The organism is Bradyrhizobium sp. SRS-191 (assembly GCF_024586915.1).
Lineage (GTDB): Bacteria > Pseudomonadota > Alphaproteobacteria > Rhizobiales > Xanthobacteraceae > Bradyrhizobium.
On record NZ_JANBVS010000015.1, the window covers coordinates 138,057 to 153,389 of the forward strand.

General features: G+C 68.4%; 14 protein-coding genes. 10 read left to right on the top strand and 4 right to left on the bottom strand.

The genetic code is table 11. The features are described 5' to 3' along the window. The first annotated feature begins 6 nt into the window (after window positions 1-6). From cobN to cobJ, 5 genes are read left to right on the top strand one after another with little or no spacing between them, the layout of a single operon-like run. Window positions 7-3,426 carry a cobaltochelatase subunit CobN gene (cobN, locus tag NLR35_RS24700; RefSeq protein ID WP_257169127.1) on the top strand — a complete coding sequence of 1,140 codons (3,420 nt, stop codon included), beginning with the start codon at window positions 7-9 and terminating at the stop codon, window positions 3,424-3,426. After that, window positions 3,423-4,694, top strand: coding sequence for a precorrin-3B synthase (gene cobG, locus NLR35_RS24705; RefSeq protein WP_257169128.1), 1,272 nt, complete (start codon window positions 3,423-3,425; stop codon window positions 4,692-4,694). Before cobN ends, cobG begins: the two co-directional genes overlap by 4 nt. After that, complete coding sequence (locus NLR35_RS24710) at window positions 4,687-5,319, top strand: precorrin-8X methylmutase (RefSeq protein WP_257169129.1); 633 nt, start codon at window positions 4,687-4,689, stop codon at window positions 5,317-5,319. Before cobG ends, NLR35_RS24710 begins: the two co-directional genes overlap by 8 nt. Continuing rightward, window positions 5,316-6,074 (top strand): precorrin-2 C(20)-methyltransferase, encoded by a 759-nt coding sequence (locus NLR35_RS24715; RefSeq protein WP_257169130.1) that lies wholly within the window; start codon window positions 5,316-5,318, stop codon window positions 6,072-6,074. The genes NLR35_RS24710 and NLR35_RS24715 overlap by 4 nt, the downstream gene beginning before the upstream one ends. Then, window positions 6,071-6,835 carry a precorrin-3B C(17)-methyltransferase gene (cobJ, locus tag NLR35_RS24720; protein ID WP_257169131.1) on the top strand — a complete coding sequence of 255 codons (765 nt, stop codon included), beginning with the start codon at window positions 6,071-6,073 and terminating at the stop codon, window positions 6,833-6,835. The genes NLR35_RS24715 and cobJ overlap by 4 nt, the downstream gene beginning before the upstream one ends. Here the strand turns inward: cobJ and NLR35_RS24725 are convergent. Beyond that, the gene (locus NLR35_RS24725) at window positions 6,799-7,572 is read right to left on the bottom strand and encodes a cobalt-precorrin-6A reductase (protein ID WP_257169132.1); all 774 of its coding nucleotides are present in this window, start codon (window positions 7,570-7,572) and stop codon (window positions 6,799-6,801) included. The genes cobJ and NLR35_RS24725 overlap by 37 nt on opposite strands. A 14-nt stretch (window positions 7,573-7,586) precedes the next feature. Between NLR35_RS24725 and cbiE the strand changes: the two genes are divergently transcribed. From cbiE to cobM, 3 genes are read left to right on the top strand one after another with little or no spacing between them, the layout of a single operon-like run. Continuing rightward, entirely contained in the window at window positions 7,587-8,822 is a 1,236-nt protein-coding gene (gene cbiE / locus NLR35_RS24730) for a precorrin-6y C5,15-methyltransferase (decarboxylating) subunit CbiE (RefSeq protein ID WP_257169133.1), read from the top strand. Beyond that, window positions 8,819-9,217, top strand: a complete 399-nt coding sequence (locus NLR35_RS24735) for a cobalamin biosynthesis protein (protein ID WP_257169134.1) — start codon at window positions 8,819-8,821, stop codon at window positions 9,215-9,217. The genes cbiE and NLR35_RS24735 overlap by 4 nt, the downstream gene beginning before the upstream one ends. Beyond that, window positions 9,214-9,975: a precorrin-4 C(11)-methyltransferase gene (gene cobM, locus NLR35_RS24740; protein ID WP_257169135.1), complete on the top strand. Its 762-nt coding sequence runs from the start codon at window positions 9,214-9,216 to the stop codon at window positions 9,973-9,975. The genes NLR35_RS24735 and cobM overlap by 4 nt, the downstream gene beginning before the upstream one ends. Here cobM and NLR35_RS24745 read toward each other — a convergent pair. Further along, window positions 9,945-11,075, bottom strand: coding sequence for a cobalt-precorrin-5B (C(1))-methyltransferase (locus NLR35_RS24745; RefSeq protein ID WP_374940855.1), 1,131 nt, complete (start codon window positions 11,073-11,075; stop codon window positions 9,945-9,947). The two genes, cobM and NLR35_RS24745, sit on opposite strands and share 31 nt — an antisense overlap. 47 nt (window positions 11,076-11,122) lie before the next feature. Between NLR35_RS24745 and NLR35_RS24750 the strand changes: the two genes are divergently transcribed. Both NLR35_RS24750 and bluB read left to right on the top strand, forming a co-directional pair. Beyond that, window positions 11,123-12,463, top strand: coding sequence for a cobyrinate a,c-diamide synthase (locus NLR35_RS24750; RefSeq protein WP_257169137.1), 1,341 nt, complete (start codon window positions 11,123-11,125; stop codon window positions 12,461-12,463). Next, the gene (bluB, locus tag NLR35_RS24755) at window positions 12,460-13,116 is read left to right on the top strand and encodes a 5,6-dimethylbenzimidazole synthase (protein ID WP_257169138.1); all 657 of its coding nucleotides are present in this window, start codon (window positions 12,460-12,462) and stop codon (window positions 13,114-13,116) included. Before NLR35_RS24750 ends, bluB begins: the two co-directional genes overlap by 4 nt. On the opposite strand, the gene NLR35_RS24760 is transcribed toward bluB, so the two are convergent. Both NLR35_RS24760 and NLR35_RS24765 read right to left on the bottom strand, forming a co-directional pair. Then, complete coding sequence (locus NLR35_RS24760; RefSeq protein WP_257169139.1) at window positions 13,117-13,842, bottom strand: formyltransferase family protein; 726 nt, start codon at window positions 13,840-13,842, stop codon at window positions 13,117-13,119. Window positions 13,843-13,863: 21 nt separating this feature from the next. After that, on the bottom strand, window positions 13,864-15,189 hold the full coding sequence (locus NLR35_RS24765) for a hypothetical protein (protein WP_257169140.1): 1,326 nt from the start codon (window positions 15,187-15,189) through the stop codon (window positions 13,864-13,866). Window positions 15,190-15,333 lie beyond the last annotated feature (144 nt).

Consider the following 15,333-nt stretch of genomic DNA (forward strand, 5'->3'; position numbering starts at 1 on the left):
AGGACGATGCACCTTCTGGCGACATCCGGCGCAGACCTGGACGACCTCGAACAGGCCGTCGATCTCGCGCAGTCGCCGGCCGACATCGTCGTGCTGTCGTTCTCCGACAGCGATCTGACGGCACTGGCAGAGGCCTGGACCGGGGCGTCCGCCGATCTGCCGAGCCTGCGCCTCGCCAGCCTGAAGCGGCTGAAGCATCCGATGTCGGTGGATCTGTACATCGACAACGTCATCGTCGGGGCCCGCGCCGTGGTGGTGCGCTGCCTCGGTGGGCTCGACTATTGGCGTTACGGGATGGAGCGCATCGCAGCCGTTTGCCGGAGCCGCAAGATCCTTCTTGCGGCCTTGCCGGGCGACGACCGCGCCGATGACCGCCTCGATGAGCTCTCGACGTTGCCGAACGACGCGACCGCGCGCCTCTATGGATATCTGCATGAAGGCGGCGTCGGCAATGCGCGGGAGGCGCTGCGCTACCTCGCCACGCTGCTCGGCCGCACGATGCCATTTGCCGACCCGGTCGCGATCGGCTCGATCGTCGGCTTCGTGCCCGATCGCGGCGCCGTTGCCGTCGACGATCTCTGCCGAAGCGAGCCGCGCCCTACCGCGCTGATCGTGTTCTACCGCGCGAGCCTGCTCGCCGCGGATACTGCTGCTATCGCGGAGCTGATGCGGGCGCTGGAGCGCGTAGGTCTGGCGGCGCCCGCCGTTGCGGTCACCAGCCTGAAGGATCCGAGCATTGCCCATCCGCTGGCGCGACTGATCCGACAGCGGGCTCCCGCGATCATCCTGAATGCGACCGCCTTCTCGGCGTTGCGCGATGACGGCACGACCGTCCTGGATGTCGCTGATGTCCCGGTGCTGCAGATCGTGCAGGCGCAGAGCTCCGAGGAAGCTTGGGTATCCTCGTCGCGCGGATTGTCGCCGACGGACCTCGCGATGAACGTCGTGCTGCCGGAGCTCGATGGCCGGCTGCTGGCGCGGCCGATCGCCTTCAAGGGCGAGATGCCGGTCGACGAGCGCCTGCAATTCGGCGCGGCGCGCTATGTGACGCAGGACGATCGGATCAGTTTCGTCGCGCGGCTCGCTGCGCGCTGGGCGCGCTTGCGTGGTTTACCGGCCGCGTCGCGCCGCGTCGCGCTGGTGCTGTCCGATTATCCTGCGCGCGGCGGACGGCGTGGCTATGCCGTCGGCCTCGACACCAGCGCGAGCGCTGCGGGGATCGCCGGACTCTTGGCCGAGGCGGGGTATGATGTCGGCGATGCGCCTCCGGCCGCCAACGCCGTCGAGGCACTGCTGCGAGACGATGCCGATGAGCTCGTTGTCCCGCTCTCGATTTATCAACGCGCGTTGACGCTGTTGCCCGACGATCTGCAGCGCGTCTTGCAGGAGAGCTGGGGTGAGGCGGACGCCGATCCGGCGTTCCGCGATGGCGCGTTTCGGTTTCCCGTGCTGCGCGCGGGAAAGATCACAATTCTGCTGCAGCCGGATCGCGGCAGCCGCGCCGATCGCAAGTCTGGCTACCATGATACGACCGTGCCGCCGCGGCATGCCTATGTCGCGCTCTACGCGCATCTGCGTGAGGCCGAGACGATCGATGCGCTGATCCATCTCGGCGCCCATGGCACGCTGGAATGGCTGCCGGGCAAGGCGCTGGCATTGTCGAACGCGTGTTGGCCCGAAGCGGTGCTCGGGCCAGTGCCGGTGATCTATCCGTTCATCGTCAACAATCCCGGCGAGGCGATGCAGGCCAAGCGCCGTCTCGCGGCGCTCACGCTCGGGCATCTGACGCCGCCGCTGTCGCAAGCGGGTCTGCACGGTCCGCTGCTCGAGCTGGAAGGCCTCGTCGAGGAATATGCCGAGGCCGACGGGCTCGACAAACGTCGTCTGAGGCTGCTCGAGGACGAGATCATCGCGCGGGCCTGGCAGAGCGGCCTTGCCGCCGATTGCGGGCTCGATCGGACGATGAGCGGACGCGAGGCGATTGCGCAGCTCGATGCGCAGTTGTGCGACATCAAGGAGCTGGCCGTGCGCGATCGTCTCCATGTCTTCGGCCAAGCTCCCGACACCGCGGCGATCGGCCTGCTGGCGGACGCCATGACGGCAGCCGCCGGGCAAGCAGGTAGCGTTCTCGATCGCACGGACGTCGTAGCCCGGCTGCAGGCGAGCGCTGCGGTCGAGCGCAGTGCGTTGCTCGCGGCGCTCGATGGCCGTCGCGTCGCTGCGGGTCCAGCCGGCGCACCTAGCCGCGGGCGGCTCGACGTGCTGCCGACCGGGCGCAATCTCACCGCCATCGATCCGCGGGCGATTCCGACCCGGACCGCGGCGCTGGTCGGCGTGCGCGCGGCCGACGAAGTCATCCGGCGCTATCTCCAGGACCACGGCGACTACCCCCGCTCGCTGATGCTCGATCTCTGGGCCTCGGCGTCGCTGCGCACGGGCGGCGACGATCTCGCGCAGGCCTTGGCCTATCTCGGCGTGCGGCCGCGCTGGGACCTCAACTCCAATCGCGTTACCGGCGTCGACGTGCTGCCGCTGGCGCTGCTCGACCGGCCGCGTATCGATGCGACGCTGCGAATCTCGGGCCTGTTCCGCGATCTGTTCGAAGCCCAGATCGCGCTGTTCGATCTGGCCGTGCAGACGGTGGCGGCGCTCGACGAGGATAATGCAGACAATCCCTTGGCGGCAGCGCGCCGGCGCGGTGAGTCTCTCGCACGGGTGTTCGGCGGCGCGCCCGGCAGCTACGGCGCCGTGGCTGCCGATCTCGCGCTCGGCATGGCCTGGGAGAGCCGCGGGCAGCTTGGCGAGGCGTATCTGGAGAGCGCGAGCCACAGTTTCGGTGGGGAGCGCGAGGGCGTGTCGGCACCGGCGACGTTCCGCGAGCGCGTCCGTAGCGCCGACGCGCTCGTGCATGCACAGGACGACCGCGAGCGCGATCTGCTCGATGGCGAGGAGGTCGCCGATTTCGCCGGTGGATTTGCCGCTGCCGCAGCCTCGCTCGGCGCGTCGCCCGCGCTGCTGCATCTCGACACCAGCCGCCCGGAGGCGCCGAAGGCGCGGAGCTTTGGCGAGGAGATCGCCCGCGTGGTGCGCGGCCGCGTGGCCAATCCGCGCTGGATTTCGGGCATGCTGGCGCATGGCTATCGCGGTGTCGCCGAGATTGCGCAGGCGATCGACGCGCTCTATGCGTTCGCGGCCACGTCCGAGACCATCCCCGAGCATCTGTTTGATCTGGCGCATGGGGCGCTGCTGCGCGACGAGGCAGTGTTGGACGCCATGGTCGTGCGCAATCCCGCGGCTGTTGCCGCGATGGCTGCCCGTTTCGAGGACCTGCTTCGCCGGCGGTTGTGGGTGCCGCGTCGGAATGCGGTGGCCGACGAGCTCGCGGTCGTGCGGTCGCGCCTCGCGCAGACGGAGAAGGTGTCGTGACCGCCGGGATCGAGATCAAGGGCTGGTGCCCGGGCGCGCGACGGCCGATGCAAAGCGGCGACGGACTGATCGTGCGCGTTCGCCCTCATAGTGGCGCGTTGTCGGTCAGCGCCTTGCGTGAGCTTGCCGCAGCAGCGCGGCGCTTCGGCAATGGCGAGATCGATCTCACCCGCCGCGCCAATCTGCAGATCCGTGGTGTGCGGGCCGAGACGCTGACGCCGCTCTGGGACCTGATGGCCTCGCTCGGCGTGCTGGACGACAGTGCCGAGCTGGAGGCGATCCGCAACATCGTGATCAATCCGCTGGCGGGGCTTGATCCGGCTGAGCTCACCGACATGCGCCCGGTCGCCGCTGCGCTGGAAGCGCTGCTCGGGTCTGATGACGCGCTCCAGGCGCTGCCTGCCAAATTCGGTTTCGCGCTCGATGGCGGCGGCAGGCTGCCGCTGAGGAACCTTGCCGCGGATATTCGCCTCGTCGCGTGTGGCTCGGCTGATGATCCTCACATTGCCGTTGGTCTGACGGGGCCAGATGGCGTCGAGTGGCTCGGATCGACGGCCCTCGCTGATGCCGCACCCGTAGCGGCGAAGCTGGCGCGGACCGTTCTGCAGCACAGTCCGACACGCCGCTCGGCCATGCTGCCGCCGCACGCGATCACGATCGTCGCTGTCGAGCTTGGCCTCGATGCACGCGAGACGATCGCCTCAGGTGCAGCTTCGCCGCGGCTAGGTCGCCTGCCGCTGGCCGGGGACTCAAATGCCGTAGGGCTCGGCATTCCATTCGGCCGAATCGATAGCGAAACCTTGGAGCAACTCACCGAGCTGCTCGCATCCTTGGATGTGTCGGAGGTCCGCCTGTCGCCATGGCGCGCGCTCTATGTTGCGGCGGAGAGTGATTCTGCAGCAGCGCTCGTTGCAGACGCGGCCCGGCTCGGCCTGATCGTCGACGATACCGATCCGTTGATGCGCATCGATGCCTGCTCGGGCGTCGGCTGCTGCACGTCGACGGCGCTCGCGACGCGCGAGCATGCCCGCGTGCTGGCGGCTGCGATGGTCCGCACCGGGTTCGCCGGCGCCCTGCATGTCTCCGGCTGCGCCAAGGGCTGCGCGCGCTCGGCATCTGCTGACGTCGTGCTGGTCGGGGAGGGCGACCACTACAACATCGTCCGCAACGGCACCGTGAAAAACGAGGCCTGCGACGTGATCGGCCCGGCCGATCTGGCGGCCGCGGCCGATGGATTGTTCAAATCGCGGGAGAAGGCCCATGTCTGACCTGCGCGACTACATCAAGGACGGCGCCGAGATCTATCGTCGCTCGTTCGCGACCATTCGCGCGGAGGCCGATCTGTCGCGCTTCCATGGATTGGAAGAGAAGATCGCCGTACGCATCATCCACGCTTGCGGCATGGTCGAGATCACCTCCGACATCGAGATGTCCAAGCAGTTCGCGGCCGCGGCGCGCGCCGCCCTCGATCGCTGCGCGCCGATCCTGTGCGATGCCAAGATGGTGGCGCAGGGGATCACGCGGCCGCGGCTGCCGGCGAAGAACCAGATCATCTGTACGCTCGATGACCCCGGAGTGCCTGCACTGGCCGCGCAGCTCGGCACGACACGATCAGCCGCGGCGCTGGAGCTGTGGCGGCCGCATCTCGCCGGCGCGCTGGTGGCGATCGGCAATGCGCCGACCTCGCTGTTTCATCTGCTCGACATGCTCGACCAGGGCGCGCCGCGCCCGGCGGCGGTGATCGGAACGGCGGTGGGCTTCGTCGGCGCGCGAGAGTCGAAGGAGGCCTTGGCGGCCGACGGCCGCGTGCCCTATCTGATCGTCAGGGGACGCAAGGGCGGCAGCGCCATGGCGGTTGCGGCCGTGAACGCCATCGCGAGCGACGTCGAATGAGCCTGCTCGACACCATCGCAGGCTCGGCCAGCGCCGGCACGCTCTATGGTATCGGCGTCGGGCCCGGCGACGTGCGCTATCTGACCTTGCGCGCCGCCGGACTGATCCGCTCCGTCGACGTGGTGGCGTTCTTCGCCAAGCGCGGCATCGAAGGCAATGCGCGGCGGATCGTGGCGCCGCTGATGGACGCTGGCCGTCACGAGCTGCGGCTCGAATATCCTGTCACTGAGGAGGTGCCGGTCGCCGATCCCTCCTATCAGGCGCAGATCGGCGACTTCTATCGCCGCGCTGCCGACAGCATCGCGGCGCATCTGGCCGAGGGCCGGTCCGTCGGCTTGTTGTCCGAGGGCGATCCGTTCTTCTATGGCTCGTTCATGCACATGTGGCGGCGGCTCGAGCGTGACCATCCGGTGGAGGTCGTCCCCGGTGTCACCGGCATGTCCGGCTGCTGGACCAAGGCCAATGTTCCGATCACCTGGGGCGATGACATCCTCACGGTGCTCCCGGGCACGCTGGCCGAAGATGTTTTGCACGACCGGCTGACGCGCTGCGAGGCCGCCGTGATCATGAAGGTCGGCCGTAATCTCCCCAAGGTGAAGCGCGCCATTGCGCAGGCAGGACTGCTCGCGCGCGCCATCTATGTCGAGCGCGGCACGATGGACGCGCAACGCGTGACGCCGCTGGTCGAGGTGGAGCTGGATCGCGGCCCGTATTTCTCGATGATCCTGATCCCCGGACAAGGGCGGCGGCTGTGACGGGCACGCTCACCATCGTCGGTGTCGGCCCGGGCCGGTCCGAGCTGATGACGCCGTCCGCCTCGGCGGCGATCGCGGCTGCGACGGATCTGATCGGCTACGGTCCCTATCTCGACAGGGTGACGCTCCATCCCGGGCAGATCCGCCATGCCAGCGACAACCGCGTCGAGCTCGAGCGTGCCCGACATGCCCTCACGCTGGCCAGCGAGGGCCGGAATGTGGCGGTAGTGTCGGGCGGCGACCCCGGCGTGTTCGCGATGGCGGCGGCCGTGTTCGAGGCGATCGAGACCGGACGCCCTGAATGGCGCGACCTCGACATCCAGGTGGAGCCCGGCGTCACGGCGATGCTGGCGGCCGCCGCCGACGTCGGAGCGCCGCTGGGCGGCGATTTCTGCGCGATCTCGCTGTCCGATAACCTCAAGAGCTGGGCGACGATCCGGCGACGCCTGGAGGCCGCAGCCGGCGCCGACTTCGTCATCGCCTTGTACAATCCGCTGTCCAAGGCACGGCCGCATCAGCTCGGTGAAGCCTTCACGCTGCTGCGGCAGCTGAAGCCGGCTTCGACCGTGGTCGTCATGGTGCGCGCGGCCGGCAGCGGCGATGTCAGCCGGATTATCACGACGCTTGGCGAGGTCGATCCCGCAAAGGCCGACATGCGAACGCTCGTCCTGATCGGATCGACGGCGACGCGCCTGATCGCGCGCGACGGCAAGCCGCCCTTCGTCTACACGCTGCGCCGTGAAGTCGAGGACGGCCGATGAGCAAGCTGTCCCTCCAGCCAGGTCACCGCGGCTCGCGCGCTGTCCAGGGGCACGCCATGCGGCTTGTCGGGCCGCGCGATCATCACGACCGGGATGTTCAGCCGCCGCGCGGCGGCGATCTTCGGATAGGTCGCTGCGCCGCCGGAGTTCTTCGACACGACGAAGGCGATGTGCTCCCGCGTGAGGAAGGCCTCTTCCTTCGTCTCGTCGAACGGACCGCGGTCGAACACGAAGCGGATGTCGGGCGGCAGCGCGATGTCTCCGGGCGGATCGATCGTGCGCGCGACGTAGTGGTGCTGCGGAGCTGCGACAAAGGCCGCGAGCTCCAGCCGGCCGAGGCTGAGAAACACGCGTGCAGGATCCTGTCCGAGGGCCGACACCGCAGCCTGCGGCGTAGCGACGTCGATCCAGCGATCGCGCTCCTGGCGCGGCCAGGCCGCGCGGCGGATCGACGCCAGCGGCAGCGCGAGCCCCTCGCAGGCCGCAACGGCATGCCGCGCCATCTGGTCGGCGTAAGGATGCGTCGCGTCGATCACCGCCTCGACGGCATGATCGCGCAGCCACGCCTCCAATCCCGCAATGCCGCCGAAGCCGCCGATGCGTGTCCGCAAAGGTTGCGGTTTGGGCGAGACGGTGCGGCCGGCGAGCGAGAGCGTGGCCTCGAAACGGCTGTCGCCGGCGAGCAGTTGCGCCAGCTCCGAGGCCTCGGTCGTCCCGCCGAGGATGAGAATGCGCATGCGGGGCAGGGTCCATGGTGAGTCCGGCCGCAACTTGCAACGCGACGCGCTGGCTGTCCATCGTCGGCATCGGCGAGGACGGCATCGAAGGTCTTTCGGCGCATGCGCGCCGTCTGATCGCACAGGCGGCACTCGTGGTCGGTGGCGCACGTCATCTCAAGCTCGCGGCGCCTTTGATCTCCGGCGAGCGGCTGGCCTGGCCGAGTCCGCTGCAGCTTGCATTCGAGCAGATCGCGGCGCGCAGCGGCGAGCCGGTCGTCGTGCTGGCCAGCGGCGACCCCTTCAATTATGGCGTCGGCAAGCAGCTGATGCAGCGCTTCGATGTGCGTGAGATGCTCTGCGTCCCGCAGCCCTCAGCGTTCAGTCTCGCCGCGGCGCGGCTCGGCTGGCCGCTGCAGGATGTGGCTCAGGTCACGCTGCATGGCCGCGCACTCGAAGGCATCATCCGACATCTCTCGCCCGGCGCCCGCATCCTGGCGCTGGCCTGGGATGGATCGACGGCCGCCAAGCTCGCAGCGCTGCTGACGTCACGCCGCATGGGGCGCTCGCGGCTGACGGTGCTGGAGGCCATGGGCGGACCGCAGGAGCGGATGCGGCGTGCGTTGGCGGAAGCGTTCGATCTGGCCGATATTCATCCGTTGACGACCATTGCGCTCGAAGTTGAAGCCGAACCGGGTGCGCCGTTGATCCCGCTGAGTCCGGGCCTCGCCGATGATCTGTTCGAGCATGATGGCCAGCTCACGAAGCGTGACGTGCGTGCCGTGACATTGTCTGCGCTTGCGCCAACGCCGGGCGAGCTGCTGTGGGACGTCGGTCTGGGATCAGGCTCGGTCGCGATCGAGTGGCTGCTGCGACACGGCTCCCTGCGTGCGGTCGGCATCGAGGCGCGGCAGGAACGCGCCGACCGCGCCATGCGCAACGCGCTCGCACTCGGCACGCCGGACCTGAAGGTGGTTCTGGGGCGCGCACCGGCGGTCCTCGCGGACCTCGAGTCGCCTGATGCTGCCTTCATCGGCGGCGGGATGTCGGAGCAGGGCGTGTTCGACGCCGTCTGGTCGAAGCTGAAGCCGGGTGGCCGTCTCGTTGCCAATGTCATTTCGCTCGAAGGCGAGGCGCGGCTGATCGATCTGTTCGGCCGGCATGGCGGCGAGTTGATCCGCATTGCGATGTCGCGCATCGAGCCGGTCGGACGCATGCATGGCTGGCGGTCCGCGATGCCGGTCACGCAATGGCGGGTGATCAAGCCATGATCGCGCTCGGGATCGGCTGTCGCCGCGATGCACGTCTCACTGAGATCGAGGCCGTGATCGCGCAAGCCCTGAGCGCGGCGCGTCTGGCAGCTGAAGATATCGACGTCGTTGCGACCGCAGCAGACAAGCTGCGGGAGCCCGGCGTGATCGACGCGGCGCAGCGGCTGGGTCGGCCGCTGCGAGGCATTGCTCAGCATGACCTTGCGGCCGTTGCCGATCTTGCGCACACACGCAGTGATCGCGTGCAACGTCTCAAGGGTGTTCCCTCGGTTGCCGAGACCGCGGCGCTCGCCGCTGCGGGGCGTAACCCGCGTCTGATCCTGCCACGCATCGCCAATGCATCTGCGACCTGCGCGCTGGCCCATGGCGAAGGCGCAGCGGAGGATCGGCGATGACGGTGCATTTCATCGGCGCCGGGCCCGGCGCGCCGGACCTGATCACCGTGCGCGGCCGCGACCTGATCGCGCGCTGTCCCGTGTGCCTGTATGCGGGTTCGCTGGTTCCCAGAGCGCTGCTCGATCATTGTCCGCCGGGCGCGCGCATCGTCGACACGGCGCCGCTGTCGCTGGACGAGATCGTCGCTGAGTTCGTGCGGGCCACCTCGGCGGGCGAGGACGTGGCGCGGCTGCATTCCGGCGATCTCGCGATCTGGAGCGCGCTCGGCGAGCAGTTGCGGCGCCTCGATGCGCTCGACATTCCCTACACGGTGACACCCGGCGTTCCCTCGTTCTCGGCTGCCGCCGCCGCGCTCGGCCGCGAGCTGACGCTGCCCGGACTGGCGCAGTCGGTGGTGTTGACGCGCACCTCCGGCCGCGCCTCCGCCATGCCCGAGACGGAGCAGCTGGCGCTGTTCGCGCAGTCGCAGGCGACGCTCGCGATCCATCTGTCGATCCATGTGCTCGACAAGGTCGTGGACGAGCTGCGCCCGCACTACGGCGCGGATTGTCCGGTCGCCATCGTCTATCGCGCGAGTTGGCCGGAGCAGCGCATCGTGACGGGCACGCTCGCCACCATCGTCGATCAGGTGGCGACGAGCCCGATGGAGCGCACGGCCCTCATCCTGGTGGGCCGCGCGCTCAGCTCCGAGGATTTTCGCAACAGCGCGCTGTACGACGCCGATTATCAACGGCGCTTTCGCGGGAGGGGCGAGTGAGCCGGCCCCTGGCATTGTCCGACCAGCCGTCCATCGCGATCGAACACGGCGATATCGAGCGTGACAGCCTCATTGCCGAGCGCGCGGTGCGCCGTCTGCCAGGCGGCGCGCGCGACCACCTCGCCGGCTGCGAATCCGCAGCTGTCAGCCTCCTGCAAAACCTGGAGTGCCGTGTTGGCGCTGCGCGCGGTCGTGACCAGCGCGTCCGGCGCGCCCGCGTCCTGCAGCGCCTTGGCCAGCCAATCGAGATCGACCTCGCCCGCGCGCGAATGCAGGTCGAGCAGGCCCTGGCCGAGCTTGGTCATCTTGGCGAAGCCGCCGGCGACCGTGACGCGCGCGACCGGATGACGGCGCAGATATTTCAGCATGCCGCCAGCGAAGTCGCCCATGTCGATCAGCGCCGCTTCCGGCAGCCCGTACAGCCGCTGCACGGCCTTCTCCGACGTGTTGCCGGTCGCGCCGGCGATGTGCGGCAGGCCGGCGGCACGCGCGACATCGATGCCGCGATAGATCGAGTGAATCCACGCGGCACAGCTGAACGGCACGACGATGCCGGTCGTGCCGAGGATCGACAGGCCGCCGACGATGCCGAGCCGCGGGTTCAGCGTCTTCTTCGCCAGGTCTTCTCCGCCCGGGATGGAAATCTCGACGATCACGTCGCGCGTGCCGCCGAGTGCTGCGGCGGCCTCCTGGATCGCAGCGATGATCATCTCGCGCGGCACCGGATTGATCGCTGGCTCTCCCGGCGGCAGCGGCAGGCCTGGACGCGTCACGGTGCCGACGCCGGGACCGGCGCGGAACGTGATGCCGGAGCCTTCGGCGCCGCGTCGCACATGGGTCCTGATCAGAGCGCCATGCGTGACATCGGGATCATCACCGGCGTCCTTCACAACGCCGGCGGTCGCGTCCGCATCGCTCCCCTCGTGCATCGCCACGGCGAAGCTGACGCGGCGTCCGCCGGGCAGGGCGATCTCGACCATGGCGGGACAGCTGCCGGTGATCAGCAGCTCATAGGCGGCGCGGGCAGCCGCCGTGGCGCAGCTGCCCGTCGTCCAGCCACGCTTCAGCGGTCGTTTCGGCGCATCCGCAGGTCCCGTCATGCCCGATCGCATAGCACATTTTGCCCGGACACGGCGGTGCTCCGGCCATGACCTCTGCGGGCCCCAGAGGAATCATCATCGCTGCCCCGCGGTCGGGGGCGGGCAAGACGACGGTGACGCTCGGGCTGCTGCGGGCGCTGCTGCGGCTGGGCTCCGTCGTGCAGCCGTTCAAATGCGGGCCTGACTACATCGACCTTGCTTTTCACAGCGTCGCGGCACGGCGGACGAGCTACAATCTGGACAGCTGGGCCATGTCAGCGCCGCAGCTGATGGGGCTCGTGTCCAGCGTCGCCACTGGGACCGATATCTGCATCGTCGAGGGCGTGATGGGCCTGTTCGACGGCGCGCCGCAGCCGGGCCGGGCCGGCCACGGATCGGCGGCGGATCTCGCGGCCTTGCTGGGCTGGCCGGTGGTGCTCGTGCTCGACGTCAGCGGGCAGACCGAGACGGCGGCGGCGATCGCCTTGGGCTGCGCGTGGTTCCGCGAGGATGTGGATGTCGCCGGCGTGATTCTCAACCGCGTCGCCAGCCCGCGGCATCGCGCGCTGATCGAGCCGGCCTTCGCGCGGATCGGGATCAGCGTGCTCGGCGCGCTCGGGCGCGACGAAAAGCTGACATTGCCCGAGCGGCATCTCGGTCTTGTCCAGGCGCAGGAGGTTACGGCGATCGAGACGCATCTCGACCGTCTCGCGTCGTCCATCGCAGCATCCGTCGACCTGGATGCGGTAAGTGCCCTGGCGCGGCCGATCAGCTCTGCGGCCGAGGCTGCGCCGGCGCACGGCTTCGGCATCCGGCCGCCGGCGCAGCGCGTCGCCCTCGCATCCGATGCCGCGTTCTCGTTCTGCTATCCGCATCTCCTGGACCATTGGCGCAGATGCGGCGCGGAGATCCTGCCGTTCTCGCCATTGAACGATGAGCCGCCCGATCCGGCGGCTGGCGCGGTGTGGCTCCCCGGCGGCTATCCCGAACTGCACGCCGGCCGGTTGGCGTCCGCAGCACGTTTCCTCGAAGGCTTGCGTGCCATGGCGGCGCGCGGCGTTCCTGTCCATGGCGAGTGCGGCGGCTACATGACGTTGGGGGCGGGGCTCGAGGACGCCGACGGCGGGCGGCACGCGATGGCCGGGCTGCTGTCGCTGGAGACGTCCTTTGCCAAGCGGCGTCTGCACCTCGGCTATCGCCACGCAACACTGCTGGCCGATTGCAGCCTCGGTGGGAAGGGGTCTTTCATTCATGGCCACGAGTTTCACTACGCGACGATCCTGAGCGAGGCCGACGATCCGCTGATCGACTGTCGCGATGCCGCCGGCCGCGCCATCGCCGAGCGCGGTTCGCGTCGCGGTCTCGTGACCGGATCGTTCCTGCACGTCCTGAGCGGCGAGGGCGCATGAGCGATCAAAGGCCAGAGCCTCCGCAATTCGACACCTCGTTCAGGCAACGCTTTGCCGAGCTGGTGCGCTGGCGCCGCGATGTCAGGCGCTTCCGCACTGATCCCGTCAGCCCGGAGTTGATCGAGCAGCTTCTGGCGCTCGCCATTCACGCGCCGTCCGTGGGCTTCTGCCAGCCCTGGCGCTTCGTGCTCGTCGAGAGCCCGGAGCGCCGCGCGGCGATTGCCGCGAATTTCAAGCACGCAAACCAGGCCGCGCTCACGGGCTATGATGGCGAGCGCCGGGCGCTCTATGCCGGGCTCAAGCTCGAAGGCCTCACCCAGGCGCCGGTGCATCTCGCCGTCTGCGCGGATGAAGGCGCCGCGACCGGCCATCGTCTCGGTCGCGCAACGATGCCCGAGACGCTGCGCTATTCCGTCGTCGCGGCGATCCAGACATTCTGGCTTGCGGCGAGGGCGGAAGGATTGGGTGTCGGCTGGGTCTCGATCCTCGACCCCGTGGCCGCATGTCGTGAGCTCGAACTGCCCTCCGACTGGACGCTGATCGCCTATCTCTGCATCGGCTGGCCGCAGGAGGAGCATGACGATCCCGAGCTGGAACGTCACGGCTGGGAAGCGCGGCTCGATCCGGAGGCGATCAAGCCGCTCAGGCGTTGATCAGGACGCCATCGCGAGCGCTGGCGCTTCCACGATGAGCGGTTTGGCGCTCGGCCCTGCCGCCACGGCGAGCTGAAACCGCGTGCCGTGGACGGTGACCGTGAGCGGGATGCCACGGAAATCGTCGTGGAAGGCACTGACGCGGCGCTGCATCTCGGCAGCATCGATATCGGCGGGCATGTCGCACATGTCAGCATACATGCGTTTCGTGCTCCTGGTCCCGCTCCAGCTGATCGGAAGAACCGGCAGCGGCCCGGCATGGCAGGCGAGATCGCGCGACATCCGCCAGAACAGATAAGCGAGGCGCACGAATGTCATCTGCTCGAGGCCGCGGACATCCACGCCTGCCGGGATGTCGAACGTCTCGACACCGACGATGGCGCCGCAATCGACCCGGGCTTCCATGACATGCGCCGTCGCGCCGAAGCGCGTTGCGCCGTCATACATCGCGAAATGCGCCGGCGCCCAACCGGGATAGTTGGGCGGAGCCGGATGGAAGTTGTAGGCGCCGTGCCCGAGAGCCTGAAGGATGTCGGCAGGAACGATCACACCGGTGGTGAAGGCAAGCAGGCGGGATCTTGCGAGCACGCTGCGCTCGATGGCTCGCAGGTCTTCCATGCTGACAGCGCAGCGAAACGACAGCGCCGGATTGTGCGCCCTCAGGAGCTCCGTCAGCGCAAGCTGCTGATCGCGGCTGCCGGTCAGAAGTATGATCGTGTCGAGCATGTTGTGGCTCCAGTGTTGGGCTCAGCGCCCTCGGGCGATGTTGGTGGGAAGCCGCGCAGCGTCCGACGCGGCGATCGCACGGAACAGGTTCGGCGGCAGATGCTGTCCCGGCGTCACCTCAAGCACGCGATTGGCGACGAGCAGGGCGGCGTCTCGGACGAGACGCGCATCATCTGGCCAAGGGCAGAGCGAAAGCTCGAGGCGGGCAAAGCCGCCATGATCTCTGGTGAATGCCTGGGTGAGCGCCTCGATGCTCGCCGCAGTGGCGCGCGCGTTGGCGGCTTCGGCACCGCTGAGGATCACGGTGACCGCAGTTTTGGAGGGCTGGTTGGAGTTGATCACCAGCAAGGGATCGCGGGCGCCGGCACGACCTGCGCGCCGGGCGGGTCGAACCATCTCGGCAAATCCGGCATCGGGACCGAGATCGGCAGTGGTCGGTGTCAGATTGTGAACGATCGCTGCGTTGCTGGCTCCGGTCTCGCCGGCGACGGAATGATAGGAGCGGGGAAGCCAGACCGTATCGAGCGGCACCTGTGACGAGACGAGGCTCCAGGCTTGATCGATGACATAGCCGGCCCAGACGTCGGGGTAGGCGGCGGCGATCTCATGCCACGTTGCGAGCAGCAGCTCGGCGGCCTTCGACCGGCCAAAATAGAGCGTACGCGCCGACATCTCCCAGCCGCTCCACTTGTGAACGGCAAAGTCACAGTCGGCGAGCAGCGGGAGCATTGGCGGCGCTTGCAGGATGACGTCGGCATCGACGAACAGCAGCGGAGCCGTATGCCGCTCCCGCATCCCCCGAATGAAGCCCGCTTTTTCGGCCGCGCTCACGACGCCGCGATGACGCGTGTCGATCGGCTCGATCTCGAACGGAAGCCCGAGCCGCTGCAGCGAGCGGCGAAGATGATAGATGTGGAGATCGCCGAGACTGTCGGGATGACAGGACACGATACGCAGCGCGTCGACCGCGGGCGTGACGCTCGGCAGGCGCCAGGCGAGCCCTCCCCACCATAATTCGTGCGGCCCCTCGGCGGAGGCCCCGACCGTGCCGAACTCGGTCAGCTTCGATTTGAGGAAGTCGAACGCGGGATTTTCCCCGAACGGGATCACGACCGCATCATGCGTCGTCAGCGAGCGGTAGAGCAGCTCGGCGCCGGCGCCGGTCGGTGGATCGATGACCACGATAGTGCGACCGCCGTGCGGCGGAACGCCATCGCTCCATGGCACCAGCGGCCCGAATGTCCGCGATAGCCATCGCAGACGGCTTCGTTGTTGTCGGCTGACGCCGGAGCCTCGCAGCGCCTCCATGGCATCGTCATCCGTACCGCTTGAATGTCGTCGCGTCATGCCGCGTCCTCCTGAACATCAAACGGATGACGGGTGCCGATCAGGCGCGTCGATCGCGTCATGCGACGCGGATCATGCTGAGTGTTCGAGTGTGTCTCGGCGCCCCGACACGTCATGCGCGTTGTTTGTTTCGAAGCGTTGCTC